The sequence below is a fragment of the Flavobacterium sp. LC2016-12 genome, assembly GCF_015351595.1.
Lineage (GTDB): Bacteria > Bacteroidota > Bacteroidia > Flavobacteriales > Flavobacteriaceae > Flavobacterium.
Genome location: NZ_JADKPT010000001.1, coordinates 585,627 through 609,937, shown reverse-complemented (window position 1 = coordinate 609,937; position 24,311 = coordinate 585,627). Strand labels below are relative to the sequence as shown.

Sequence of the window (24,311 nt, the reverse complement as noted above, 5' to 3'; positions counted from 1 at the left end):
TCGAGGTTTAAATCATTTTATTCCTTACGATTTGTAAACGAAACTTTTAATGTCCGGAACAAATTCTTCCCAGTTGATTTGTAATGCGTGTTCTATGGATTTTACGATATCCTTCATTAAAACTGGCTTAGTTATAAATAAATTAGCACCTAACGTGCGGCATTTTTCTATAATACCAGGTTCATTTGAAGTCGAAAAAATGACAACCGGAATGTCTTTTTTATCTGAGTTCCTTATTTCTGTCAAAACATCAAAACCGTTTTTTCCAGGCATATTCAAATCTAAAAAAATGACATGCGGCGTTGGTGGCGGATTATAAATTGCAGATAGTAATTTATCTCCTCCGTTATAGGTTTTAAGTTGTATTTTTTTTGGCAATGACTCAATGGCATCTGCAAAAATGCTCAAATCGTCCTCATCATCGTCTGTGTAAAATATCGTCAAATCTGTCATGGTATTTAGTGAAACGATTTATTTTTTTCAAAGATACTTCAAATTTATCGATTTATTAGCTTCTCTACAAGCCATGAAATGAAAAAATTAGTAGTTGTAATCTCATAAGTAATAATACAAATTATGTAACCCAAAATAATATATAAAAAGCAATTTTACTTATATAAAATTAAACCTGAAACGTCGTGCTATAACTCCCATTAAATAAGAGTTTTAGTAAATTGTTTTAGCATTAAATAACTAAATATAAAAGTCATGGGAGATCATAAAGACCTTACAAACGAATTTGCTGTAGATAAAATAAAAGATCTTGCAGAAAACATAAAAACCTGTATGTTTTGTACGTACAATGAATACAGATTACAATCACGCCCGATGTCTGTTCAGAAAATTGATGACTTAGGCCAGCTTTGGTTTTTATCAGACAGAAACAGCAGTCAGAACGCAGAAATCAGCCAGAATCCACAAGTTGAAATTTTCTTTTCTGAACCGCATGATAAGTTTCTTACTTTACATGGAACTGCATCTATTTCGTACGATCGTGAAACGATTAAAGAATTGTATAATCCAATTGTAAAAGTATGGATGCCAGGTGGTGTAGATGATCCAAACTTAAGCGTAATTAAAGTTATTCCTGAAGATGGTTATTATTGGAATAACAAAAACGGTTCAATGGTGGCTATTGCAAAAATGGCAGCAGCACTTGTAACCGGAAAAACAATGGATGATGGGATTGAAGGGACTTTAACTTTGGAATAAGTTTATATTTAACCGCAAAGTTCGCAAAGGGTTTACGCAAAGGACACAAGGATAGTAATTAATCATTGCGAACCTGGCGTAAACCCTTTGCGAGCTTTGCGGTTAGACTACCCCTTAAACTCCAAAGCATTCAAAATTCCGGCCTCACTTGCAGTATTATTAAAATACACAAAACCTGGTTTTGAATTGATTTCAGCCTTTATCCGAAGTAATTCCTCTGTGTCATAACTAGAATAAAACAGTTTCGGGATACCATGAAATCTTAGATAAACCAAAGGGAAATTAATAAAAATAGTTTGAGGTAATTTAGGATAACTAACGCTGCAAAATGTTATATTATTTGCTAAAAAGGCCTCCCAAACTTCTGGAATCCACCAGCTTTCATGACGAAACTCAATTACATTTTTGAACTCTGTATTAAGGTTTTGAATAATTAACTCAAGATTTTCAGGACTGTATTTATAACTCGGCGGAAACTGAAATAAAACAGCTCCAAGTTTTTCCTTAAAACCCGATTTGCAAATCTGATAGAAATCGGCAATAAGGTCTTCGCAATTAACAAACTTTTTGATATGCGTAATTTCTTTGTGCGCCTTGACTGAAAATGTAAAGTTTTCCGGTGCTTTATTATACCAGTTTTCGAATACTTTTACAGTTGGAAATCTATAAAAGCTTCCATTAAACTCGTAGGTGTTAAAATGCTGGCAATAATAATCAAACAATTTAGCAGTGGGCAGATTTTCGGGATAGAAAATGCCCTTCCAAAATCGGTTATTAAAGCTGGAGCATCCTATTTGAATTTCATTTTTCATATGTGTAATTGTTGACATTTGGTACAGAAAAAACTTCTTCTATTTCTGTGGCCAGTGTGTTTTCTAATCATAGGTAAATTGCAACGCAGGCAGACTGTTTTCGTATACGCTTCCCAATGCTTTTTCAATTCATTCTTTTTCTTCCAATACAGGAACTCAAAACTATAAATAGAGCATTCAGAAATAATTTCATTCAGATGATGAAATGGAATTTTACCAACCAATGATTCGGGATGAATATGGCATCGGTACAAAACTTCATTTTTAATAATGTTCCCTACTCCGGCAAATATATTCTGATCTAAAATCGCATCACAAATCATTTCATTCGGATTTTTTTCCAGACTTTGTTTTGCTTTTTTCGGATCCCAATTATCGTTCATTACATCTTCGCTCCAGTCATAGATAGCATTAATATCTCCTTCCAGAATTTTTATCGAACAGGTATAAAAATTAATTTCTCCATCAGAAAATCCCAGACTTAACCTCGGTTGGGTTTCCTTTCGTTCATTGACACGATAAGTTCCAAACATCAGCATATGAATCTTTACCGTAAATCCTTCAAAACAAATTAAAAAGTGTTTTCCCCAGGTTTTAAACTTCTGTATGGTTTTATCTTTTAGACGCTGAATATCAATAGAACTATTTCCGGAAACGTCAATTATCTTTTTTCCTGTAAATTGTTGTACTTCTTCTTTTAATATGACTATAGACGGACCTTCGGGCATAATATGACTTTTAAATTATAAACTAAAAAGTGCAGCTTTATTAGACTGCACTTTTCTTTTCTTCAATCAAAATAAAATCTAATCTGCTTCTGCAGCTTCAAAGTTTACGGCATTTACAGCCACAATTGTCAGCGCTTTATCGGCAGCTTTTTCTTCTTCAAGCGTTTGCTCTAATAAAGAGGCCGCTTCTTCCATACCTAAAGTTTCCGCAAACTGTCTTAGTGTACCGTAAGTAGCGATTTCATAATGTTCGATTTTCTGGCAAGCGGCAATGATTCCGGCATCACGAACAACACCAATTTCAGTTTCTTCCAGAATTCCGTTCCCTTCTTCAATTAAGCCCGCCATTGCATCGCATTTTTTTGCGACAGCTTTCTGACCTGCAAGTTCAAAAACCTGCTCTAAACGGCTAATTTGTCCTTCTGTCTCAGTTAGATGACTGTTTAGTGCATCAATAAGTTCTGGCGATGTAGCATTTTTAGCCATTTTAGGAAGTGCTTTCGTTAAAGCTTTTTCTGCCCAGTAAATATCTTTAAGGCCATCTTCAAATAATTCTGTCAAACCTGATGCGGCATCAGACTTTGGTTTTGTAACTCCTGTCTTTGTAGTTGCTTTTGCAGTTGCTTTAGACTTTGTAGTTGTTTCCTTTTTATTCGTTGCGGTTTTCATAATAATAAATTTATATGGATTAATATGAGATAAAATTAGGTATCGCAGTTTCGGTTTAGTTATATCATTGTTTGATTTCGTTCCATTCTAAACACCTGTTAATTATACAATTACATTTTACAATCCTATAAAGAAATCGGTCGCCTTCGTCATTAGATTTGTATAATACTAATACTATAAAACTTTATATCATGAATACTACAGAACAAAAAAACAGTACAACCAGTAATAGAGATCCGAGAAACCAAAATCTAAATACTGCCGATAAAAACAGACTTATGAATGAAGAATTGTATGATATCGACGACATGAAAGAAATTGATGACGATAACGCAGTAATCGCAGAACGCGGCTACACTGTTAGAAATGGACACAATCCTGATGGTATAAATCCGGACGAAATGGTTTATGACAAGAAGGATATTGAGGATTTGGACGATGATTTTCACTCAGAAAAAGATCTAATACATACGAGCGATGATTTATATGATGATGCTGTAGATGAAGATCTTGATCCTGCTGTAGATGAATTAGATAATCCTTCAGACGTTCGTGAGCGCGAAGATGGAGACTTTAATGAAGTTGATGATCTGGAAGACATTGATCCGGATGAGGAAGACGAAGACGAAGATGACTTTGAAGAGGAAGAAATCGAAGAAGAAGATTCTGAAGAGGATTATCCTGCAAATGATCCTAGAAAATTTTAAACTCAGAAAGGCTAAAAACAAGAAAACCGTTAATTACTTAACGGTTTTTTTTTATGTTTTAATTAAGTTACTGAGGTATACTGTCATTTCTATTTCTATGATAAAACTATATGATTAACTTTGAAATTATTAATTTCAATCCCCAATTTTCTCCAAAGTCGGAATATCATCCATTTTCTCCAGGCGTTCTGCGAGTCCGGCTTTTGCTTCGTTTAATTCCAGTTCGGCTTTGCCTAATTCTTTATACCATTCCTCTTTTCCAACGTCCGAAGCCTGAATTTTACGCATGATTTCATAAATTTCACCCTCAGCTTCCATTACTTTTAATCTTTTGTAATACGTCAGACTCTCGGTCATATGTGCCAATGCAATCATAGCGGTTAAAAACGGATGATTGTTGGTTACATTAACGTCTTTAATTCTTCCGTGTTCGAGTTCTACTTTTAAGGCGAAAGCGAATTCTTCCATATTAAACGCTTCATGTTTGCTTTTCGGATTCAAATACGCTTCAATTGCTTTTACGTTATTCATTGTCGAGAGATCAACATCAGTTCCCTTCTTTTTCAAATCATTATAAACCACATTCCCTATTGCTCTCGCTTCATCGATGGTTGGGTCATTTTCCGGATTTTCAAAATCACGAACCGACCAATCCCAATTCTCAGGATGAACAGGTTTTATATACTTCTCACAAAAATCTGTTACATCATTTTTTAAACTTACCATTTCGTCTTCTCTTTTGATGTAAACATCCTGATAAGCACCGCTTTGTGTTCCCATAGTATTTCTTTTATTTTAAAAAATATAAACGACACATTTACCGAAGTATATGTGTCGTTTCAAGTTCGTTATTTAATTTACTGAGCTATATAGACTAAATACTTCTACGGCCGCCAATAAGCGAAAGAAGAAATAATACAATGAATATAAAGAATAATACTTTAGCTATACTTGCTGCTCCGGCGGCGATTCCACCGAAACCGAATATTCCTGCCACTATGGCTAGAATAATAAAAATGACTGTCCAACGTAACATAAGCTTGATTTTTAAATTAATATGATTTTTGTTTGTTACTCAAATTTCATGTTTTTAAAAGATAAACATTAACTCTAAACATTATATTAATAGCTCTATAAGTACTGATTTACAATAAATTGAGCTGATAATTTTGTATTAACTCAGAAAAAGCAATTTCGGTTCTCGAAAAGTATTTCTGATTGCTTCGGCTTTTTTTAGCCCTGTCAAAATAGTGCTGAATCGAGCCGTCTTCATAAGTCGAAACCAATAAAGGATGAACGTAATAATTCTTGCAAACGTTTCTGGTATTTCCTAGCGCCTCTGCTGTAATATCATAGGCTTCCAAAATATTCTTTTTTATTTCTTTTTCGTCTGATGTTGTTCCGATTTCCATCAGAGTTTCAAAAAATATAATCGACGCAGCCCAGGTTCTAAAGTCTTTTGCACTAAAATATTCACCAGAAATACTATGTAAATATTCATTCACCATATGACTGTCTAAAACCTTTTTTTCGCCATTTCGATCGTAATATTTAAAAACTTCCCAACCCGGAATTTCTTCACATCGACTTACTAATTTTATAAGTTTTTTATTCTTGGTTGTAATCGTATGCTGAATTCCTTTTTTTCCGACAAACTCAAATCGGAGTGAATTTTTATCAATGTTAATGTGGCGTTTTCTTAAAGTCGAAAGTCCATATGATTTATTATCCTTGGCGTACTTTTCATTTCCAATTCTAATATGCGTTTCTTCCATCAATCGAATCACCAAAGCCACAACTTTCTCTCTTCCCCATTCTTTTTGTTCTAAATCCTTATCAACCTGTTTTCTAATTGCTGGCAACTTGGATCCGAATTCAGCTATTTTGTAAAACTTAGTCTGATTTCTGATCAAATTCCACTTCGGATGATATCTATATTGCTTTCTGTTTCTATCGTCTAAACCAACTGCTTGTAAATGCGCATTTGGCAAATCTGAAATTTGTACGTTTTGCCAGGCTGGCGGTAAAACCAAACTGTTTATGCGTTTTAATTCGCTTTTTTGCTTAATACAACGACCCTTTTTTTTATAAATAAAACCTTCTTCACATTTGCATCTTTCAATAGTCAATTGCTGATTGCTTACGTAAACTAAATCCAGTTTTTCCAATACCAAATGCGGTGTTTTAATGAACTGGTTCACTAATTTTTCAGCTTTGGCTACTTTTGTTGCATTCATGTGTATTCGATTTTTGTTTCCCGTCAAGCGGATGTTTTAGCCACAGATTTAAAAGATTTTCAACTATTATTCTCATTTTCATAGTCTGTGGCATTTATTTTTTAATTTTTCTTCAAAGAGCGAATGAGGCTTTTTTTATTCATATAAGACCGTCCTGGAATATTTGCTTTTATAGCCTCCTGATACAAGTCTTCCTTTGTCCATTCTTCATAAGGCTTTGTTTTTTCTGCTTTTAAATCAGGATCTTTTTTGGTCGTAACCGGAGCTGATTTAGTTTTGCTATATCCTTCCTTTAAAAGGCCATGATAGTCACTTTTACCTGTTGCATACATGATTAAGAATTTTAGGTTTAAAATTGAATGTTTGGTATATCAAATTTCAAAATAAAACAGTTTCAGACCGTTATATAATTCTTGTAATAACTTTCATAATTAACTTTAGATAGAAAGCATAAAAAAATCCCAACTCTTTTGGAATTGGGATTTTTAGGGTTGTCGTTAAAATGGTAGTTATTTATTTTGAAGATATAAATCAATTTCGAGATATTTTTCTTTCATCAAACTCAAAGCAAAAGCGGCTGCTGCTGAGGTGAAAACAGAATAATCAAGTGGCGCTTTAATTCCAACAGAAAAAATCATTGACAAACCGAAAAGCAATAATAGACAACCGCTAAGTTTTGCAAACAATTCAGTTTTTAAACCGATTAGCAAGAAAATTGGAAAAATGATTTCAGCCGCTGTGGCAATTATTGCAACTGGCTCGATTAAACTTTCCGGAATTAGCGGATTTAAAACTTTAGTATATGCAAGGAAATTACTCCAATTTCCCCATGCTGAAACTGCGGCATTCCATAATCCAAATCGATCTGCAACTGCAGAGATAAATCCGATTGAAATGGCGAGCCGTAAGAATATTTTAATTGTTTTTTGGTTGATTATTGACATAATATCATTTGTTTTAGTCAGACTTAAATTATGATTCAGCTTTTCCAATTTCATCTATGGAATCAAGAGTAACATTCTTTTGCTTTCCAATTAATTTATTTCCCGTTCTCCATAGAAATCTAATTAATAAAACTGCCAGAACAATTACAATCATTCCTCCCAAAAAATGTGCGACACCCGATGACTTTGATTTGTGAAATTCAACTGAGGCACTCATTAAAGAAGTAAAAAATGTATTTATTGTAGCTAAAGTTATAAACCCTGCTAAAAACAATAAAAGGTAGCCTGCAATTATTTTTAATATTTTCATAAATGTACTTTAAACAACTAATTAATATATCATTAGAGCAAACTGTATTCTAAAGATTCCCCAATATAATAACTATAGTTGATATCAACCATAAAATAACATTAATCATTTTTGATTTTTATTTAAATTAAAATTCTGTCTTTCAAAGATTATGATTTAAATAGTATACTTCCTTACGGAAAACCGCAATTGATAAAAATTTTCCATCATCTTGAAATCCTGTAACATTATTTAATAATGCTGTAAGACATTCTTTGTATCATCTGAATAATTTTACATCATAACATTTAAACTATAAAATCATGAAAAAGATACTATTAGCCGGAAAAGTAATTTTAGGAGCAGGATTAATCATTATATTTTTGAATTCTTGTAAAAATGAACCTAAACAAGAAGATCCAAAAGAAGTAGCAGAAGATGCAAATGAGGCAAAATTTGACTCAATTGATAGTAAAGAAGATGATTCTGAGTTTTTAGTAGATCAGGCTGAAATTAATTTAGCTGAAATCGAAATTGGAAAATTGGCACAAACTAAAAGTACTAATCCCGAAGTGAAAAAATTCGGAAAAATGTTAGTAGATGAACATACTAAATCGGCTTCTGAAGTTAGTGCTTTGGCTAAAGCAAAAAACTTTACATTACCCACTTCTCTTACTGAAGACGGACAGGAAGAATATAAAAAATTAAACGAAAAATCAGGAGTGGATTTTGATAAAAAATTCGCTGATATGATGATCGATGGTCACGAAAAAGCGATCAAAAAACTTGAAGAAGCTTCTAAAGATGCAAAAGATCAAGATGTTAAAACGTGGGCTTCTAATAATATTGCCGGATTGACCGCGCATTTAGAGCACGCAAAATTGCTAAAACAAAATTTAGACAAAAAGTAAAATAAATTTAATTGGTTATTATTTATTTTAAAAACCCCTTAAGAGTTGAATTGCTTAAGGGGTTTCTTTTTTTTAAAGGTGCGAAGTTACAGAGGTGCAAAGGTTCAAAGGTTTAGTCTCTGTGGTAATTCGTAGCATCCCAAAAATAAACACATTTAAAAAAAACTTTGAACCTCTGCTACTTTGAGCCTTTGAACCTACTTCAAAGAAGCCATATCAATCACAAAACGATATTTGATATCTCCTTTTAATAATCTTTCGTAAGCATCATTTACTTCGTTTACGCCAATAACTTCAATATCTGCGGTGATATTATGTTCTGCACAGAAATCAAGCATTTCCTGAGTTTCTTTGATTCCACCAATGGCAGATCCTGCAAAACTTCTTCTTCCTAAAATCAAACTGAATGAGGTTACCGGAAGCGGATCCATAGGAGCGCCAACTAGTACCAGATTTCCATCTACTTTAAGTAAGTTTAAATAGGAATCGATATTATGTTCAGCCGATACGCAATCTAAAATGAAGTGTAATGTTTTAGCGTGTTTCGCCATTTGTTCCGGATCTGTAGATAAAACTACTTCATCAGCACCTAAACGTTTTGCATCTTCGGTTTTAGATAATGAAGTCGTGAAAACTACTACATGAGCGCCCATTGCTTTCGCCAATTTGATTCCCATATGACCTAAGCCGCCAATTCCAACAATTCCCACTTTTTGACCAGGACCAACTTTCCAGTGTCTTAACGGAGAATACGTTGTGATTCCTGCACATAACAACGGTGCAACTCCGGCAAGATCTAATTTGTCTGAAATATGCAATACATAATTCTCATCAACTACAATACTTTGTGAATAGCCTCCAAAAGTTTGTCCGCCTAAATGTTTGTCAGGTGAATTGAACGTTAATATATTTCCTTCGTCACAGAATTGCTCTAAATCATTTTTGCAATGCTCACATTCTCTGCAAGAGTCAACCATACAGCCTACTCCAGCTAATTGACCTACTGTGAAATTCTTTACATGCTCTCCTACTTTTACCACTCTCCCTACAATTTCATGTCCGGGAACAATTGGATAAACAGTACCATGCCACTCGTTTCTGGCCGAATGTAAATCGGAGTGACAAATTCCGCAATATAAAATTTCTATTTCCACGTCATGCGCCTGTACCGCTCTTCGTTTAATGTCTAATGTCTGTAATGGTGCCTCAGCAGCTTCTGTACCAAAGGCTTTTACGTTTTTTGTTTCCATGTTTTAAGTTTTTTTGTTTCAGGTTTCAGGTTTCAGGTTGCTTAGCATTTGCCACAAAGGCACTAAGTCGCAAAGATTGACAACTTATAGCAAAGAAGTATCTAGTGTTATCCCTTGGGATGACACGATTATGGTCAGGTAAGCTCAGAATTATCTAATTATCTAATTATCTAATTGACAAATTATCAAATTATCAAATTATCAAATTCCTCTAACTCCCAAAACTGTGATATTCTTTATCTGTAACGCTGTCAAGCCATTCCCCATGACCTTTGTCTATCTCTGTAATAATAGCTAAATAAGAAAATTTTCTAAACGGGGTCGCTCCGTACCAATGTTCAATTCCCGGTAAAATGGTGATCACTTCGTCTTTATGAATTAAGCGAACTGCGCTTCCTTTTTCCTGATAATAACCTACACCTTCTTTTGCAATAAGCATATGCAGGCTTGAATTAACATGCCAGTTACTTCTTGCACAAGGCTCAAAAGTAACTTCCTTAATCATTGTATTTTCGGGATGAATATTACTAGTTTGTTTTTTATAAGATACTTCGCCCGTCATATACGTATTTGGGACTTTTCCTTCTTCAATAACTGCTGTATAATTTGTTGACATAACTTATTTATTTTTTAGAGTTAGTATTTATTTAAAGCTATTGTACTGGTCGTCGGTTACGGGTTCTAACCAATCTACAATTCCGGTTTGGGTATTAGTGCTTATGGCAATGTGAGTGAATTCGCTATCTGGCGACGCGCCATGCCAGTGTTTAAGGTCAGGCGGAATATTGACAACATCACCTACTTGCAGTAACTGAATAGGTTTACCAACTTCCTGATAAAATCCTGTTCCCTGTGTTACGATCAGAATTTGTCCACCTGGATGAGTGTGCCAGTTGTTTCTTGCACCAGGTTCGAAAACGACATTACCAACTGCAGTATTTAGAACCGGGTCATTTGGAACTAGCATTTTAACCCAGGCTTTTCCTGTAAAGTAATCAGCCGAAGCCAAATCGCCTTTAGGAAAAATTTCGTTTAATTGATTTTCTGAAGTTTTCATAATTATTTGTTTTTACTATCGGAACAACCAAATCCGAAAAGCAAGAATGCGCTTTAAGAAGTTAGATTTAGTTTATAGAAACCGATAAAGGATTAATACTAATTATTTCGATGCAAATTTACTTTAGTAAAACCGACCTCAGATAATGATAATCAAACAAAAAATTAAGAATATGAAACAATTTACATTCTCAACGATTTCGGAATGGTTCCCGTGAGTCTTTTAAAGTAATTATTAAAATAGCTTGGATATTCAAATCCGAGTGAGTAACCGATATCTGCAATGCTCCAGTCGGTATGTTGCAATAAAGCTTTGGCTTCGCCGATAATTCGTTCTGTAATATGTGCTGTAGTAGGTTTTCCGGTAACTTCTTTTACCGAACGATTGAGGTGATTTACATGAACAGCAAGGCTTTGTGCGTAATCTTGCGGCGTTTTTAAAAGTAAAGGCTGATCTTTTGTTTCTACCGGAAATTGTCTTTCTAAAAGTTCCAGAAACAATGAAGTGATTCTTGAAGAAGCATTCTTATGTTTAAAAAAGTTTTCAGAAGGCTGCATTTTCATCGACTCATGCAGAATCAAATTGATATAATTGCGGATTAAATCATCTTTAAAAACATAATCTGTTTCTTGTTCTTCGATCATTTTTTGGAATAACGAATCTATAAACAACTTTTGTTCAGGTAATAACGAAAAAATTGGTGTTCCTCCTATTTTAAACAAAGGCGATTCATGAAGACTTGCTGATCGATCATTTACCTTCAAAAAATCTTCAGTAAAAACACAGGCAAAACCTTCATAAGAAGGCGAAAGGGTATCCCAGGAATAAGGAATATGTGGATTTCCGAAAAACAAAATAGTACCGTCGACTTCTATTCCGCGATCCGCGTAATGTATGAGACTTTTGCTGGTATTGATACAAATCTTGTAAAAATCCCTACGGTTATAGGTTGGGATTTTACTAACATCACCATTTACTTCGTATACTTTAAAACCTTTCAGCTTTAAATCGTTTATTCCAAGTTCTGTTGCCTGACATTCTATTTGCTCTTTCATTTTGCAAAGTTATGAAAATCAAATAAGTTTTTTTTTGTTTTCAGGTTTCTTTTGTTTCAAGTTTCAGGTTTTGGGCGGGCTTAACCGCAATCCCGATAGCTATCGGGAGCTAAGGGTTTACGCTAAGGTCGCTAAGTTTTTTTAGCTGGGGCGAAATAATCTCGCAAAGTCGCGAAGCCGCTAAGTTTTTTTTCTTTACGTGCATTGCGTAAATCTTTGCGAACTTTGCGGTTAAATCACTTAACTATTAAAACTCCAGATTTTAATCCTCTCGCTCTAGCAGATAAAACTACTTCTTTAGCATTTTCATCTTTTTGGATGATGATTTGTGCATATCCATTAAAGAGTTTTCTCTTCCAGGGTTCTGCTGGAGTTACTACTTGAATAATTCCGGGATCGGTGTTCATTACGTCCCAGTCTTTTGCTTTTTGCAATGGCGTCGTAGCAATATAAATTGTGTTTTTTCCTTCTTTTAAAATTGCTTTATTTAAAATGTATTCTTGGGCATCTTCCTTCCTTGATTCGACTTTATTTCCGTTTACAAAAACTACGGTTTCTTTTCCTATTTTCTTATAGAAAAACGTTATGATATTAGAACCTGACTTGTTTTTTAACTCAAAATCTCCTTTGTAAAGATATGCCGGAGCTTGTTTTTTATAATCCCTGTCTTTAAAAGCAGTACTCCATTCAGTATCAACATCATCCTGAATTTTATCTGGAAGATCTGCTGAAACCAACTTCTTCTCCTTAAAATTATTTATAGCAACTAACTCAATGTTATCAATAAATTTATCACTCTCTAATGAAGTTGGGTCTCCATTTCCTACTCCCATAATTTTTCCGCCTTTAATTGAAAACGTAATTTCGTCGTTTGCTGTTGGAATATGCAGAGCGTTTTTATCAGTCAATTCGGCCGTTAGAACCACAACGTTAGAGTTTGGAAGATTTTCTTTATCTATAGAAAGTTTTACTTTTTCTGGGTTTCCTGTTGTTTTTTGAACTTCGCTCAAAACCTTTTTTCCATTTTTAAAACCAATTGCCTCCAAAGTTCCGGTTTCATATTTTACCTTCCATTCTAAATGACCGTTTCGCTCCATTTTCTTCTTGCCAAGACTTTTTTTGTTGAGGAAAAGTTCCACTTCATCACAATTTGAATACGCCCAAACGTCGATTTCCTTTCCTTCCATTCCGCTCCAATTCCAATGTGGCAGAATATGTAAAACAGGTTCATTTCCCCACCACGATTTCAAATAAAACACATTGTCTTTTGGAAAACCACAAACATCCATCATTCCAAAATAAGATGTCACCGATGGCCAGCCATAAGGTGTTGGTTCACCGCGATAATCAAAACCTGTCCAAAAAAATACTCCTGCCAAATACGGTCTTTCAGCATAAAATTTCCAGCCTTCTTCTATACTATAAAAAGTTGGGCGTGGTTTTTTATCGTAAGCACTTTGATAATGTTTCGCATCATCTGTAAAATAAATCCCTCGTGTTGCAAAGGTTGAACCTTCCTCCGTTCCCATTCCGGGTTGGTTTTTGAACTCATTTCGGTGTGCATCGATATCACCGTTTCCTAAATAATTATAACCCATAATTTCAACAACAGAAGATATTCCGCTTTTAAAACCACTGCTAATTCCAACAGTTACAGTCCTTGTTGAATCAATACTTTTCGCAAATCCCTGCATCACATTTGTAACGCGTTCGCCCACAATATTTCCTTCAATATTCCATTCTTCATTCCCAACGGACCAGCAAAAAATACTCGGATGATTGCGGTCTCGTTCTATCATTCGCTTCAATTCACTCAAATGATAATCGTTAATTCCCATTAAACGGGTTTCATCTATTACCAACATTCCCAATTCATCACAGGCTTTGAGCAATTCCGGAGTTGGTGGATGATGCGAGCAGCGATAAGCGTTCGAACCCATTTCTTTGAGTTTTTTTATTCGGTAATATTGCAATTCATCTGGCAATGCCGTTCCAATTCCGGCATGATCCTGATGATTATTGGTTCCTTTTAGTTTAACCGATTTTCCATTCAGGAAAAAACCTTTTTCAGGATCAAACTTCATAGTCCTAATTCCAAAAGGCGTTTCGTAATGATCAATTATTTTTCCATTTTGCTTAATTTGAGTTTCCAAACGATATAAATTAGGATTTTCAATATCCCATAACAATGGATTTTTTATATTTAATTTTGAAGTAAAACTGGTAGTTTTATAAAAATCCGGAGCTTGAGCATTTTCAGAAACAGAAGTAATTTGTTTCCCTTTCGCATCAAAAATAGTCTGAGTAATTTCAATTGAACCTTTATACTTTCCTTTGTTTTCAATTGTAACTTCAGCAGTAATTTCGGCATTATTCTGTTTTACCTCAGTGGTTATAAAAGTTCCATTTGTCACAACATGAATCGGATTTGTTTTCTTTAAATACACATGTCGATAAATTCCGGCACCTTCATAAAACCAGCCTTCTTCCATCGAAGCATCAACCCGAACCACGATTGTATTTTCTCCACCATAATTCACATAAGCCGAAACATCGTATTCAAAACCATTGTAACCACTTTCTTCTGTTCCGAGGAAATAGCCGTTAAAAAACACTTTAGAATTTCTGAAAACGCCGTCAAATTTCAAGGATATAATTCGGCCTTTATCACTTTCCGGAATACTGATTTTCTTTCTATACCAGCCAATGCTTTTTTCAGGAAAACCTTTTCCCGCCGTTTTAAAGCCGTGACTATAGCTTGCTTTTTCGCTGAAAGATTGCTCTACAGCCCAGTCGTGAGGTAAATCTAATTTTCTCCAGGCACGGTCATCAAAGCCTGACGCTGCTGGTCCATCTCCAAATCCGGTTTTTGTTAAATAAGAGAAATAGCCTTCAGCGTGGCCAAAATCTTTTTGTGTGTCATATAAATGTCCGAACGAAAAACACCAATCTTTATCAATTAAATTCAATTCCCTTTCTGATTTATTTTGTGCCGAAGTACAAAACGAAATCAAAAAAATAAGACAGGATAGTGTGCTTTTCGAAAAAATAGCTTTCATAAACAAGAGGATTGAATAAATTCTTAACAAATAGCGATAAAAATATCGCTTTTAAACCGATTAAAATAATAGTATTTTATCAAAATCTGATCTTTATCTCAAACAATAATACCTGAAAATTAGACGTTAAAAATTTAGAATCATTCTATCAGAGGTTCTGGAACAAATCTTGTTCTTTTGATGTAATTTTATATTGAAAATTAACAAAACCAAATTGGATCATGAGTGTTATAAAAGACGAAAATACGCTTCTTAGCACCATTAAGCGTATTGATGACAAAATAGATAAATTGAACGATCAAAAAATAATTGCTTTTTTTGAGCACCTTGGCCTGACCAAAAGAGAGGATGTTCCCAAGAATTTTCTGGATTTTGAAACTATATTGATCGTAGTTCCAAACAGACATATTTCACACGAATTAAAATATTTTAAATATTCCATTTCCCGTCTTTCTTTCGTAACCAATCCGTATGCGAAACAAATTCATGTATATGATTTTAAAGAATGGAATGCTATTACCCGAAATAAAACACAATTTCAGGTTAGGGAGTTGCTAAAAACCAGTTTTGGAGGCGTGAGAGATATTACCGAAGGAATGAATTAACTATCGCCAATGAAATGGATCACCAGAGAAAGACCTAAAATTGACAGAATTGCGTGCCCATGGCTAATCAAAAAATTTGTCGACCGCGATGCCGAATTTATTTATGTTCCTTTTGATGATGTTCTGGCTAAAGCCGAAGTTTTAAATGCGATTCCGTTTGACATTCCGAATGTAGAATATACCCATTACAACGAAGAATGTACTTTTGACTACATTGTAAAAAAGCATGAAATTAAGGATCCTGCTATTTTAATAATGGCCAAAATTGTGCGTGGTGCCGATACAGATCAACATGATCTTGCAAAAGAATCGGCAGGGCTCTGGGCCATTTCTGCCGGACTTTCTCATAATATCATCAACGATGCCGAATTATTAAAAAGTGGAATGGTTATTTATGACGCGCTTTATAGTTGGGCAACGCATTTGTACAAACAAAATCATTTACAAAATAGTCCGTTTGAGAATCTGCTCCATGAGGTTTACAACAAATTCCTGGCAGAAAAAAAATCAAATCAGAAAACACCTTCTTGGGTTAAGGATTTAAAAGAAATCATTCAGGATCAGATTGATACTCAGTTTGCTTTTGATCTTAAAAAAATCTCAAGTGATTTAGAACTCAATCCATCTTATCTATCCAGAGAATTTTCTAAGTATTTTGAAGATTTGAATTTTGGTGAATATGTTAGAAAACTTCGTATCGAAAAAGCCATCAATCTTATTCAAAATTCCACTTATTCATTGACTGAGATCGCTTATATGACAGGTTTTTCAGACCAAAGTCATTTTACACGAATTTTTAAACTGCATACAGGGAAAAATCCTTCTTCTTATAGAAAAAATTCACAAAAAAGTAAACCAGATACAAAAGGTAAATAAGGTTCTATTTATATCTACTAAGTCTATATAGTTTTGTATTACCAACAAATACTATTATGATTTCATTCAGACACATTGCAATTATTTCTTTATTTTTCACCAGCTTTAATTCCTTTTCTCAAACAACTTATCCTAAAATTACGGGTTATTTCGGCGTTATGCATCCAATAGTCACCATAAGTAATGAACAAACCAATTTAAATTTCAGGGATTATTATGCCGTTGGTTTTCCAACCGGAATCAACATTTGGAAAAACTCGAAAATAGGTTTTTCTTTTGAAGTTGTTCCGAATATAAAAGTACAGGGCGCTAGTGATAAAGTAACCAATTTATTATTCCATCCCGGCGTTCTCGTTGCCTTAGGAAAGGGTTATACTTTTGCCGGAAGAGCAGCCTTTGAAAGCAGCGGACGATATGGTTTTACACCTGTAATTAATAAAACCGTTATAAAAAGTGAAAATTGCAGTTATTTTGTTGCGGTTCCGCTTCCAGTTAGATTTGGTAACGATCATCCTGCAACATTTACGGTTGGTTTTCAATTTGGAATTGCTTTTTAAAACCAAATATTATTTTTCTTAAATACCACTAATCCAATAAATTAAGTAACGAAATAGCACAAATTATTTTCCGTATTAAAACATAAATTCTTATATTTCAGCAACTTAATCAAAGGCACATTCATTGCTTACTCTCAAAAAGTATTCATGTCGTGCCTTTAATCGTTTCTTTAAAAACAAAAATAAATTTTACCTATGGAAACAAAATTTGATATCATTGTTATTGGTTCAGGTCCGGGCGGCTATGCCTCGGCAATTAGATGTTCGCAATTGGGTTATAAAACTGCAATTGTCGAAAAATACAAAGCTTTAGGAGGTACTTGTACCAACGTTGGCTGCATACCTACAAAAGCATTACTCGATAGTACAGAACATTATCATACTGCCGAAACCAAATTTGCCACTCATGGTATCAATACGGGTAAGCTTAGTTTAGATTTTACCCAATTAATTAAAAGGAAAAGCGAAGTTGTAGAACAAAATATTAATGGTCTTAATTTTTTAATGAAGAAAAATAAAATTGAAGTTTTTGAAGGAATTGCTTCATTTTTAAACGACAAAGAAATAAGCGTTAAAGGAACTGACGGTTCATCAACAACAATTTCCTCAACCTATTATATTATTGCCACAGGCTCTAAGCCCGCTACAATTCCTGGTGTTGAAATTGATAAAAAAAGAATAATTACTTCTACGGAAGCACTTTCGCTTCCTGAGAAACCAAAAAGCATGGTAATTATTGGCGGAGGTGTTATTGGTGTCGAAATGGCTTCAATATATGCCCGAATAGGAGTCGAAATTACTATAATTGAATATTTTGACAGCCTGATTCCGACAATGGATAAGGATTTAGGAAAAGAACTTAAAAAGATATTTACCAAACAGAATATTAAAATTTTATTGAGCCATAAAGTACAATCAGCCAAAAATAACGGCAAAAACACAACAGTCAGTTTTCTTGACGCAGCAAATGCTCCACAGGAAATTACGGCCGATTATTGTTTGGTTGCCGTTGGAAGAAAACCTTACACTGAAGGCTTGGGACTGGAAAACACGGGTGTAGAATTAGATTCAAAAGGCAGAATTGTAACCAATGAAAAACTCCAAACCAAGGTCCAAAATATTTATGCTATTGGTGATGTTGTTGCCGGAGCAATGCTGGCGCACAAAGCAGAAGAAGAAGGTATTTTTGTAGCAGAAACCATTAACGGACAAAAACCCCATATCAATTACAAATTGATTCCAGGTGTTGTGTATACCTGGCCTGAAGTGGCTTCTGTTGGTTATACGGAAGAAGAACTGAAAGAGAAGAATATAGAATATCGTGTCGGCAAATTTCCTTTCTCTGCCAGCGCAAGAGCGAGAGCCGCTATGGAAAAAGAGGGTTTTTCTAAAATTCTTTCCGATCCAAAATACGGTGAACTGCTAGGCATGCACATCATCGGTCCGCGTGCTGCCGATTTAATTGCACAAGGGGTAATTGGAATGGAATATGAAGTTACTGATGAAGATATGTTCCGAATTTCATATGCCCATCCAACTTATTCTGAAACTTTAAAAGAAGCTTATATGATTGCTTCGGGACAAGGAGCTATTAACATTTAGAATTTTGTTTCAGGTTTTCTTTGTTTCAGGTTTCAGGTTTGGATTGTGCAGTTTAACCGCAATCCCGATAGCTATCGGGAGCAAAGTATTACGCAAGGTTCGCAAGGTTTACATACAGCTTTGCGAACTTACACAGCCAACTGCAAACACACCACAAAAAATACTTTGCGTACTTTGCGGTAAATTTTTACCACAAAGTTCACAAAGGAATTCCACAAAGTTCACAAACGCATAGACCAAGTCAATCACATACAGCTTTGCGAACTTTAAAGTCCACTACAAACACATTAAAAAAATACTTTGCGTGCTTTGCGGCAAAATTAATTCGTTATCTAATTTCAAAAATACTAATAAACTTTTGTTCTAATTTTTTCCTCTTTCTTTCTTCATTCCACCTCGAATAAAAAGCCATAAAAAGTAAAAACAAGTTAACGATTGTAGACGCTCGTCTGAGTCCTTTCGCAAAAAACAGAAAAAATATATTGATTGCCAGTATAAGAATTATTGGAGAATAGTATACCCAAAATTGCTTATACTTATTAACTGGTTCAACAATACAATCAACTTTAAGTCTATTATTAATGTTCTCATATTTTCCTCTTATGATAAAATTTGTTGATGACTTTGGAGAATTTACCGTTAAACTAAAACTTTTATCATCAAAAAATCCATAAAAAGGCTTTATTGCACCGGATATAGGAAATATTCTAACCTGCCCCAATGCTGCTTTTGGTAAACCAATTTCAGTATTGTTTTTTAATCTTTCACGAAAATCTAGCAAGCTGAGTCTTGATTCCATTTTTACTTTTTATTAGAAACTCTTTTTCTATAATTAATTAAAAGTAACTACTTCAATCTACTCAATTCCATAGAACCATAAATCGCTCCAATAGCTTCAAAAACTTCTTCTTGATTTTCATTTGTTGTCCATCCTTTTTTAGAAAGTTCTTTTCTTATCTCATTTTCTGATTTTCCTTTTATAAGATGATAATTGCAGAAATCCAAAACTTCAATTGGAATTTTTTCTAATTGATAGGTTATGATTATGGATAATATTCTTAAATAAGCAACATAATAAGTTAACACTAATTGAATAATCCAGCTTATTATTAGACCTATCCATCCTGTGTTTAACTTTTTAATAGTTAATCCTTCTGAAAACCTGATTTTTATAAATTCTAAAAAACCAATTCTTTCGTAATTGTTTTCATTTAAAATGATTTCGTATTGAAAATATAGGTTAGAAAAATAAATCAGAAAAACAATTCCCATCAACAAATATTGAATTTTTGATATATCTGTAAAATTTGAAATTTTTATTAAATATTTTAATGAGTAAGCTATTGCTAAACCTGTCAAAACTTCAAATACGCCGATAAAATAAATTCCATGTATAGAAACTTCTGCAATAATAAATCCAAGAATTAAGGATATCAGTAAACCTCCTATTACTAAAATTGAAAAGTTTTTTCTTTTAGATTCACTAGGTTGTGGTAAATTTTCCGGAATTATATAATCGTCCCAATTATTTTTTCTTTCAGTTTCTTTTTCAAGTTCATTTAAAGCTTCTCTATCATATTCCTTTTCAGTTTCCTTAAAGGCATAGATAAACAATTTAACTCTTTTCGAATTTCTTCCATTATCCCACATTTCATTCCCTAAAGATTCACTTTTTACTTCTACATTTCCATGATTAAAAGTAATTGTAATTGCTTCAGTCCATTTTTCAAAACCTATTGATACATCTTTTCTTTTTGCTTCGATTGAATTTTCATTTTTAAAGATAATATCCCAGCCTAACTTTAAAATTGTTTTTTCGACAATAGGAATAAAAACTGTTTTGTTTAAAGAAGTTCGAAATTCTTCTTTATACTTTGGAGACCAACTAAAACTATGCTTTTTATCAATTGACTTTTCGTAAATCACAAATTTTTCTTCCATGAAATTGTTCTATTTTTTTTTAAGATTTGACAATTTATAATAGCTTATTTGAGTTATATTTCTTTTTATTGTTGCGTCAATATACTCTTAACCATTTCATTCAAAGCATTTCCATGAATATTTTTGGCCAGAATAATTCCGTTTTTGTCTATTAAAAAATTTAATGGTACAGATTGAAGCATATAATCTACAGCTGCCGGAGATTTCCAATATTTAAGATCACTTACCTGTATCCATGGAAGTTTTTGTTTGGCAATAGCTCCTAACCAAAGTGGTTTTTTAGTATCCATTGAAACGCTGTAAATAGATAATTTACCAGAATAAGTATTGTATAATTTTATCAATTCCGGATGTTCCTTTGTACACGGTCCGCACCACGATGCCCAAAAGTCAATTAGGACTAAATCTCCTCTTAAAGATGTTAAGGCTACATTATTTCCTTTTGTATCCGGAAGATCAATTTCTGGTGCTATATCTCCTACTTCAAGGCCTACAACCTGAGCTTTTGAACTGGTTATGACGCAACATAAGAATCCTAAAATAAGTAAAGTTTTTTTCATAATTGGTTAAGTTTTATTGGGGCTTTTGCAAAGTTTCAAGTTTTCTTTGTTTCAGGTTTCAAGTTTAAAAACTTTGCGACTCTGCGACTTTGCGAGATTTATACATTAGCAAATATAAATACTTCTTTATAATTCTTCCCTCCGTCATAAAATTTTCCTAAATATTTTTTCTTAAATTGATATATCGGGAAAAGTCGATATCTTTGCGCCATGGAACAAATAGAAATCTTTAAGGCACTGTCAAACAAATCCAGATTGCAAATGCTGGAATGGCTAAAAGAACCCGAAATACATTTCCCGGATCAACTTCAGCATGCAGGATTTGAACACGGCGTTTGTGTGGGGCAAATACAAGCCAAGGCAGGCCTGACGCAATCGACCGTTTCTGAATACTTGTCGATTTTACAACGTGCCGGCTTTATCGAAGCCAAACGCATTGGACAATGGACTTACTACAAACGCAACGAAGGTGCCTTTGAAGCACTCAGTAAATTAATTCAAACTAATTTGTAAATTACTATGAGTACAAACAACCTGTTTTCGCCATTTAACTTAAAAACGTTAAATCTTAAAAATAGAATCGTAATGGCGCCAATGACGCGCTCCTTTTCGCCAAACGGAATTCCAACTGATGAAGTAGCTTCTTACTACCAAAAAAGAGCTGAAGGTGAAGTTGGTTTAATATTATCTGAAGGTACAGTAATCAACAGACCTTCATCATCAAACGATGCAAACGTACCTCACTTTCATGGCGATACAGCTTTAAAAGGATGGAAAAAAGTGATTGATGAAGTTCATGCTGCCGGAGGTTCAATGGGACCACAAATATGGCATATGGGAATTATGGACAACCACCATTCAGGATGGGTGCCACCTGTTCCTTTTGAAGGTCCGTCAGGATTAAACCGACCTGATTTTAGAAATGGTGTGGCAATGTCTGAAAAAGATATTGAAGATACTATTCTTGCTTTCGGACAGGCAGCTGCTGATGCTAAAAGATTAGGTTTTGATACGATCGAAATTCACGGTGCGCACGGTTATTTAATTGACCAGTTCTTTAGAGCTGAAACAAATTTACGTACTGATATTTATGGTGGAAAAACATTACCGGAACGTAATCGTTTTGCTATTGAAGTAGTAAAAGAAATTAGAAAACAAGTAGGTGACGATTTCGCTGTAATCATGCGTTTTTCTCAGTTTAAACCTTCCGATTATAATTACAAACTGGCTAAAAATCCACAAGAATTAGAAGCTTGGCTTACACCTCTTGTTGACGCCGGAGTAGATATTTTACACTGTTCTCAACGTCGTTTCTGGGAACCTGAATTTGAAGATTCTGATTTGAATTTTGCAGGATGGGCTAAAAAAGTTACAGGAACACCAACTATTACGGTAGGTTCTGTTGGACTTTCAAGTGATTTCTTCGGAGCATTTGCCGGAGAAAGCTCTGAGCCAACTTCTTTAGAAGAACTAAACAGACGTTTTGACAGAGGCGATTTTGATTTGGTTGCTGTTGGAAGACCACTTCTATCTGATCCTAATTGGGTTGCGAAAATCAAAGCCGGAAAAATGGATCAATTGAAAGGTTTCAGTAAAGAAGCTTTGGGGCAATTGGTTTTAGAATAAATTAAGGTTCAGAGTGGCAAAGGTGCGAAGGGACAAAGGTTTTAACCTCTGAACCTTTGAATCTTTGTCCCATTTTTCAAAAAATATAAAAGGGATGAAACAAATTATGTTTCATCCCTTTTTTTGAATTTCTAATAACTAACAAAATTAGGAATTCAATATTTTTAAATTAGGTACAGAGTTGCAGAGGTACAAAGGGGCAAAGTTTTTAACCTTTGCATCTTTGAGCCTTTGTCCTTTTACAAAGAAACTTTTCTTCTTTGAAATTTATTCTGAAGCCAATTTCTAACAGGCTCATCGTATAATTTTAAGCATAAAAATGCGATCACAATACTGGCGATTAAAACGCCTATTCCTATACCATAACCATCTTTTATATCCACTTTATTATCAACAACCCATGCAGTATACCAGTAAATTAGCGGATAATGCGTAATGTAAATTGGATAAGATATATCACCTAAAAGCTTACATATTTTAGCTGAGAAAGCACTTTTAATTTCACCTCCCGCACCAATCGCAACAATTAAAGGAAATACTAAAATAATACAGAAAGATTCATATAAACCGTTCATCCATAAGCTGTTTTCATCTCCGATTCTTGGTATGATAAGCACTGCTGAAATCATTAAACTACAAATCCAGAAAGCGCCTTTGATGTGAATTAGTTTTCCTAAACGGCAAAGTAAAACACCTGCAAAAAAGGGATATAATAAACGGGTAAATCCAACATTCATTTGTTCCAGATTCAAAGACCATCCACCAATAACATCTCCTTTTGGCCCGAAAACAGTATAATTGATCAGCATTCCGGCGAATATCAATACAAATACGGTCATTACTTTAATCGAGAATTTACGAAACAAAACAGCGTATAAAATATTGGCAATATATTCGAAGAAAAGCGACCAGGCCGGCCCGTCAAGCGGATGCATTTCCCCCCAACCCCTGATTTCCAGAGAAGGCGGAATTGGCAATAATGTAAATCCGATCACCATGGTTAAAATTACCTTCCACACTTCCATTCCGGCGATCATGGGAAATAAAATATCAGAAGCCTGAAAATAATAGAATATAGCACCAATGATCATTCCCATAATTCCCATGGGCTGTAAACGAATCAAACGTCGTTTATAAAACTCCCATTGTGTCATTTTTGCCCAGCGATCGTCGTAAGCATAAGCCACAACAAATCCGGACAAAAGAAAAAAGAAATCAACGGCTAAATAACCGTGATTGATTATTTGTTTAAATCGGCTTCCTCCGTTATGCGCTTCGAAAATATGAAAAGCAACGACTAAAATAGCGGCTACTCCACGCAGACCGTCAAGAATTTCGTAATGTTTTTTTGGTTTAAAATCGGTAGAAACTGAACTCATAAAAAAATGGTTAATGGTTAGTTGTTAATGGTTAATGGTTAATTAATATTAAACTTATTTAACCGCAAAGTGCACAAAGGCTTTACGCAAAGTTCGCAAAGCTTTGCGAACTTTGCGTAAAGCCAATTGCAAGCAAACTATAAAAATACTTTGCGCACTTTGCGGTTAAATTAACTTTACAACATAGAAATTCGTAAAGCCTTAAGTAAAACTACATAATTATCTAATTTTCTAA

28 protein-coding genes are annotated in these 24,311 nt (G+C 34.2%); 9 read left to right on the top strand and 19 right to left on the bottom strand.

Annotated elements, in window-relative coordinates; all coding sequences use genetic code 11:
- Positions 1 to 24 precede the first annotated feature (24 nt).
- A complete protein-coding gene (locus IRZ99_RS02630) occupies positions 25 to 453 on the bottom strand; it encodes a response regulator (RefSeq protein ID WP_194655783.1) in 429 nt (142 codons plus the stop codon).
- Between the two features lie 255 nt (positions 454 to 708).
- Here IRZ99_RS02630 and IRZ99_RS02625 point away from each other — a divergent pair, with 255 nt between their 5' ends.
- The gene (locus tag IRZ99_RS02625) at positions 709 to 1,212 is read left to right on the top strand and encodes a pyridoxamine 5'-phosphate oxidase family protein (protein WP_194655782.1); all 504 of its coding nucleotides are present in this window, start codon (positions 709 to 711) and stop codon (positions 1,210 to 1,212) included.
- Between the two features lie 107 nt (positions 1,213 to 1,319).
- Here the strand turns inward: IRZ99_RS02625 and IRZ99_RS02620 are convergent, their stop codons facing one another.
- From IRZ99_RS02620 to IRZ99_RS02610, 3 genes are all read right to left on the bottom strand, one after another.
- Positions 1,320 to 2,024 carry a DUF72 domain-containing protein gene (locus tag IRZ99_RS02620; RefSeq protein WP_194655781.1) on the bottom strand — a complete coding sequence of 235 codons (705 nt, stop codon included), beginning with the start codon at positions 2,022 to 2,024 and terminating at the stop codon, positions 1,320 to 1,322.
- Positions 2,021 to 2,752 (bottom strand): DNA-formamidopyrimidine glycosylase family protein, encoded by a 732-nt coding sequence (locus IRZ99_RS02615; protein ID WP_194655780.1) that lies wholly within the window; start codon positions 2,750 to 2,752, stop codon positions 2,021 to 2,023. Before IRZ99_RS02615 ends, IRZ99_RS02620 begins: the two co-directional genes overlap by 4 nt.
- A 78-nt stretch (positions 2,753 to 2,830) precedes the next feature.
- Entirely contained in the window at positions 2,831 to 3,421 is a 591-nt protein-coding gene (locus IRZ99_RS02610; protein WP_194655779.1) for a ferritin-like domain-containing protein, read from the bottom strand.
- Positions 3,422 to 3,612: 191 nt separating this feature from the next.
- Here IRZ99_RS02610 and IRZ99_RS02605 point away from each other — a divergent pair, with 191 nt between their 5' ends.
- Positions 3,613 to 4,128: a hypothetical protein gene (locus IRZ99_RS02605; RefSeq protein WP_194655778.1), complete on the top strand. Its 516-nt coding sequence runs from the start codon at positions 3,613 to 3,615 to the stop codon at positions 4,126 to 4,128.
- A 135-nt stretch (positions 4,129 to 4,263) separates the two neighbouring features.
- Here the strand turns inward: IRZ99_RS02605 and IRZ99_RS02600 are convergent, their stop codons facing one another.
- The 6 genes from IRZ99_RS02600 to IRZ99_RS02575 form a co-directional block, all read right to left on the bottom strand.
- Positions 4,264 to 4,908, bottom strand: coding sequence for a DUF5661 family protein (locus IRZ99_RS02600; protein ID WP_194655777.1), 645 nt, complete (start codon positions 4,906 to 4,908; stop codon positions 4,264 to 4,266).
- 94 nt (positions 4,909 to 5,002) lie between these two features.
- Positions 5,003 to 5,164 (bottom strand): DUF1328 domain-containing protein, encoded by a 162-nt coding sequence (locus IRZ99_RS02595; protein ID WP_194655776.1) that lies wholly within the window; start codon positions 5,162 to 5,164, stop codon positions 5,003 to 5,005.
- Positions 5,165 to 5,273: 109 nt separating this feature from the next.
- Entirely contained in the window at positions 5,274 to 6,365 is a 1,092-nt protein-coding gene (locus IRZ99_RS02590; protein ID WP_194655775.1) for a DNA topoisomerase IB, read from the bottom strand.
- A 101-nt stretch (positions 6,366 to 6,466) separates the two neighbouring features.
- Positions 6,467 to 6,697, bottom strand: coding sequence for a Rho termination factor (locus IRZ99_RS02585; RefSeq protein WP_194655774.1), 231 nt, complete (start codon positions 6,695 to 6,697; stop codon positions 6,467 to 6,469).
- A gap of 177 nt (positions 6,698 to 6,874) precedes the next feature.
- Positions 6,875 to 7,309: a DoxX family protein gene (locus IRZ99_RS02580; RefSeq protein WP_194655773.1), complete on the bottom strand. Its 435-nt coding sequence runs from the start codon at positions 7,307 to 7,309 to the stop codon at positions 6,875 to 6,877.
- Positions 7,310 to 7,337: 28 nt separating this feature from the next.
- The gene (locus tag IRZ99_RS02575; protein WP_194655772.1) at positions 7,338 to 7,619 is read right to left on the bottom strand and encodes a hypothetical protein; all 282 of its coding nucleotides are present in this window, start codon (positions 7,617 to 7,619) and stop codon (positions 7,338 to 7,340) included.
- A gap of 302 nt (positions 7,620 to 7,921) precedes the next feature.
- Between IRZ99_RS02575 and IRZ99_RS02570 the strand changes: the two genes are divergently transcribed.
- On the top strand, positions 7,922 to 8,509 hold the full coding sequence (locus tag IRZ99_RS02570) for a DUF4142 domain-containing protein (RefSeq protein ID WP_194655771.1): 588 nt from the start codon (positions 7,922 to 7,924) through the stop codon (positions 8,507 to 8,509).
- Between the two features lie 197 nt (positions 8,510 to 8,706).
- Here the strand turns inward: IRZ99_RS02570 and IRZ99_RS02565 are convergent, their stop codons facing one another.
- The 5 genes from IRZ99_RS02565 to galA all read right to left on the bottom strand — a co-directional run bounded on the left by IRZ99_RS02565 (position 8,707) and on the right by galA (position 14,930).
- Complete coding sequence (locus IRZ99_RS02565; protein ID WP_194655770.1) at positions 8,707 to 9,759, bottom strand: NAD(P)-dependent alcohol dehydrogenase; 1,053 nt, start codon at positions 9,757 to 9,759, stop codon at positions 8,707 to 8,709.
- 211 nt (positions 9,760 to 9,970) lie between these two features.
- Positions 9,971 to 10,375, bottom strand: a complete 405-nt coding sequence (locus IRZ99_RS02560; RefSeq protein WP_194655769.1) for a cupin domain-containing protein — start codon at positions 10,373 to 10,375, stop codon at positions 9,971 to 9,973.
- Between the two features lie 27 nt (positions 10,376 to 10,402).
- Entirely contained in the window at positions 10,403 to 10,816 is a 414-nt protein-coding gene (locus IRZ99_RS02555) for a cupin domain-containing protein (RefSeq protein WP_194655768.1), read from the bottom strand.
- A 182-nt stretch (positions 10,817 to 10,998) separates the two neighbouring features.
- Positions 10,999 to 11,871 (bottom strand): AraC family transcriptional regulator, encoded by an 873-nt coding sequence (locus IRZ99_RS02550; RefSeq protein ID WP_194655767.1) that lies wholly within the window; start codon positions 11,869 to 11,871, stop codon positions 10,999 to 11,001.
- Between the two features lie 236 nt (positions 11,872 to 12,107).
- Positions 12,108 to 14,930: a beta-galactosidase GalA gene (galA, locus tag IRZ99_RS02545; RefSeq protein ID WP_194655766.1), complete on the bottom strand. Its 2,823-nt coding sequence runs from the start codon at positions 14,928 to 14,930 to the stop codon at positions 12,108 to 12,110.
- 221 nt (positions 14,931 to 15,151) lie between these two features.
- Between galA and IRZ99_RS02540 the strand changes: the two genes are divergently transcribed.
- The 4 genes from IRZ99_RS02540 (at position 15,152) to lpdA (ending at position 18,570) form a co-directional block, all read left to right on the top strand.
- Positions 15,152 to 15,535, top strand: a complete 384-nt coding sequence (locus IRZ99_RS02540; protein ID WP_194655765.1) for a hypothetical protein — start codon at positions 15,152 to 15,154, stop codon at positions 15,533 to 15,535.
- 9 nt (positions 15,536 to 15,544) lie between these two features.
- Positions 15,545 to 16,411, top strand: a complete 867-nt coding sequence (locus IRZ99_RS02535; RefSeq protein WP_194655764.1) for a chromate resistance protein ChrB domain-containing protein — start codon at positions 15,545 to 15,547, stop codon at positions 16,409 to 16,411.
- Between the two features lie 56 nt (positions 16,412 to 16,467).
- Complete coding sequence (locus IRZ99_RS02530; RefSeq protein ID WP_194655763.1) at positions 16,468 to 16,968, top strand: hypothetical protein; 501 nt, start codon at positions 16,468 to 16,470, stop codon at positions 16,966 to 16,968.
- A gap of 195 nt (positions 16,969 to 17,163) precedes the next feature.
- Complete coding sequence (lpdA, locus tag IRZ99_RS02525) at positions 17,164 to 18,570, top strand: dihydrolipoyl dehydrogenase (RefSeq protein ID WP_194655762.1); 1,407 nt, start codon at positions 17,164 to 17,166, stop codon at positions 18,568 to 18,570.
- Between the two features lie 328 nt (positions 18,571 to 18,898).
- Here the strand turns inward: lpdA and IRZ99_RS02520 are convergent, their stop codons facing one another.
- The 3 genes from IRZ99_RS02520 to IRZ99_RS02510 form a co-directional block, all read right to left on the bottom strand.
- Complete coding sequence (locus tag IRZ99_RS02520; protein ID WP_194655761.1) at positions 18,899 to 19,369, bottom strand: hypothetical protein; 471 nt, start codon at positions 19,367 to 19,369, stop codon at positions 18,899 to 18,901.
- 47 nt (positions 19,370 to 19,416) lie between these two features.
- The gene (locus IRZ99_RS02515; RefSeq protein ID WP_194655760.1) at positions 19,417 to 20,511 is read right to left on the bottom strand and encodes a hypothetical protein; all 1,095 of its coding nucleotides are present in this window, start codon (positions 20,509 to 20,511) and stop codon (positions 19,417 to 19,419) included.
- 65 nt (positions 20,512 to 20,576) lie between these two features.
- Positions 20,577 to 21,071 carry a TlpA disulfide reductase family protein gene (locus tag IRZ99_RS02510; protein WP_194655759.1) on the bottom strand — a complete coding sequence of 165 codons (495 nt, stop codon included), beginning with the start codon at positions 21,069 to 21,071 and terminating at the stop codon, positions 20,577 to 20,579.
- A 210-nt stretch (positions 21,072 to 21,281) separates the two neighbouring features.
- Here IRZ99_RS02510 and IRZ99_RS02505 point away from each other — a divergent pair, with 210 nt between their 5' ends.
- Positions 21,282 to 21,584: a helix-turn-helix transcriptional regulator gene (locus IRZ99_RS02505; protein WP_194655758.1), complete on the top strand. Its 303-nt coding sequence runs from the start codon at positions 21,282 to 21,284 to the stop codon at positions 21,582 to 21,584.
- A 6-nt stretch (positions 21,585 to 21,590) separates the two neighbouring features.
- A complete protein-coding gene (locus IRZ99_RS02500; protein ID WP_194655757.1) occupies positions 21,591 to 22,697 on the top strand; it encodes an NADH:flavin oxidoreductase in 1,107 nt (368 codons plus the stop codon).
- A gap of 239 nt (positions 22,698 to 22,936) precedes the next feature.
- On the opposite strand, the gene IRZ99_RS02495 is transcribed toward IRZ99_RS02500, so the two are convergent.
- Positions 22,937 to 24,076, bottom strand: a complete 1,140-nt coding sequence (locus IRZ99_RS02495; protein WP_194655756.1) for an acyltransferase — start codon at positions 24,074 to 24,076, stop codon at positions 22,937 to 22,939.
- Positions 24,077 to 24,311 lie beyond the last annotated feature (235 nt).

Coding starts and splice junctions, on each gene's coding strand:
- IRZ99_RS02630 (WP_194655783.1), bottom strand. CDS start 453: ATGACAGATTTGACGATATTTTACACAGACGATGATGAGGACGATTTG.
- IRZ99_RS02625 (WP_194655782.1), top strand. CDS start 709: ATGGGAGATCATAAAGACCTTACAAACGAATTTGCTGTAGATAAAATA.
- IRZ99_RS02620 (WP_194655781.1), bottom strand. CDS start 2,024: ATGAAAAATGAAATTCAAATAGGATGCTCCAGCTTTAATAACCGATTT.
- IRZ99_RS02615 (WP_194655780.1), bottom strand. CDS start 2,752: ATGCCCGAAGGTCCGTCTATAGTCATATTAAAAGAAGAAGTACAACAA.
- IRZ99_RS02610 (WP_194655779.1), bottom strand. CDS start 3,421: ATGAAAACCGCAACGAATAAAAAGGAAACAACTACAAAGTCTAAAGCA.
- IRZ99_RS02605 (WP_194655778.1), top strand. CDS start 3,613: ATGAATACTACAGAACAAAAAAACAGTACAACCAGTAATAGAGATCCG.
- IRZ99_RS02600 (WP_194655777.1), bottom strand. CDS start 4,908: ATGGGAACACAAAGCGGTGCTTATCAGGATGTTTACATCAAAAGAGAA.
- IRZ99_RS02595 (WP_194655776.1), bottom strand. CDS start 5,164: ATGTTACGTTGGACAGTCATTTTTATTATTCTAGCCATAGTGGCAGGA.
- IRZ99_RS02590 (WP_194655775.1), bottom strand. CDS start 6,365: ATGAATGCAACAAAAGTAGCCAAAGCTGAAAAATTAGTGAACCAGTTC.
- IRZ99_RS02585 (WP_194655774.1), bottom strand. CDS start 6,697: ATGTATGCAACAGGTAAAAGTGACTATCATGGCCTTTTAAAGGAAGGA.
- IRZ99_RS02580 (WP_194655773.1), bottom strand. CDS start 7,309: ATGTCAATAATCAACCAAAAAACAATTAAAATATTCTTACGGCTCGCC.
- IRZ99_RS02575 (WP_194655772.1), bottom strand. CDS start 7,619: ATGAAAATATTAAAAATAATTGCAGGCTACCTTTTATTGTTTTTAGCA.
- IRZ99_RS02570 (WP_194655771.1), top strand. CDS start 7,922: ATGAAAAAGATACTATTAGCCGGAAAAGTAATTTTAGGAGCAGGATTA.
- IRZ99_RS02565 (WP_194655770.1), bottom strand. CDS start 9,759: ATGGAAACAAAAAACGTAAAAGCCTTTGGTACAGAAGCTGCTGAGGCA.
- IRZ99_RS02560 (WP_194655769.1), bottom strand. CDS start 10,375: ATGTCAACAAATTATACAGCAGTTATTGAAGAAGGAAAAGTCCCAAAT.
- IRZ99_RS02555 (WP_194655768.1), bottom strand. CDS start 10,816: ATGAAAACTTCAGAAAATCAATTAAACGAAATTTTTCCTAAAGGCGAT.
- IRZ99_RS02550 (WP_194655767.1), bottom strand. CDS start 11,871: ATGAAAGAGCAAATAGAATGTCAGGCAACAGAACTTGGAATAAACGAT.
- galA (WP_194655766.1), bottom strand. CDS start 14,930: ATGAAAGCTATTTTTTCGAAAAGCACACTATCCTGTCTTATTTTTTTG.
- IRZ99_RS02540 (WP_194655765.1), top strand. CDS start 15,152: ATGAGTGTTATAAAAGACGAAAATACGCTTCTTAGCACCATTAAGCGT.
- IRZ99_RS02535 (WP_194655764.1), top strand. CDS start 15,545: ATGAAATGGATCACCAGAGAAAGACCTAAAATTGACAGAATTGCGTGC.
- IRZ99_RS02530 (WP_194655763.1), top strand. CDS start 16,468: ATGATTTCATTCAGACACATTGCAATTATTTCTTTATTTTTCACCAGC.
- lpdA (WP_194655762.1), top strand. CDS start 17,164: ATGGAAACAAAATTTGATATCATTGTTATTGGTTCAGGTCCGGGCGGC.
- IRZ99_RS02520 (WP_194655761.1), bottom strand. CDS start 19,369: ATGGAATCAAGACTCAGCTTGCTAGATTTTCGTGAAAGATTAAAAAAC.
- IRZ99_RS02515 (WP_194655760.1), bottom strand. CDS start 20,511: ATGGAAGAAAAATTTGTGATTTACGAAAAGTCAATTGATAAAAAGCAT.
- IRZ99_RS02510 (WP_194655759.1), bottom strand. CDS start 21,071: ATGAAAAAAACTTTACTTATTTTAGGATTCTTATGTTGCGTCATAACC.
- IRZ99_RS02505 (WP_194655758.1), top strand. CDS start 21,282: ATGGAACAAATAGAAATCTTTAAGGCACTGTCAAACAAATCCAGATTG.
- IRZ99_RS02500 (WP_194655757.1), top strand. CDS start 21,591: ATGAGTACAAACAACCTGTTTTCGCCATTTAACTTAAAAACGTTAAAT.
- IRZ99_RS02495 (WP_194655756.1), bottom strand. CDS start 24,076: ATGAGTTCAGTTTCTACCGATTTTAAACCAAAAAAACATTACGAAATT.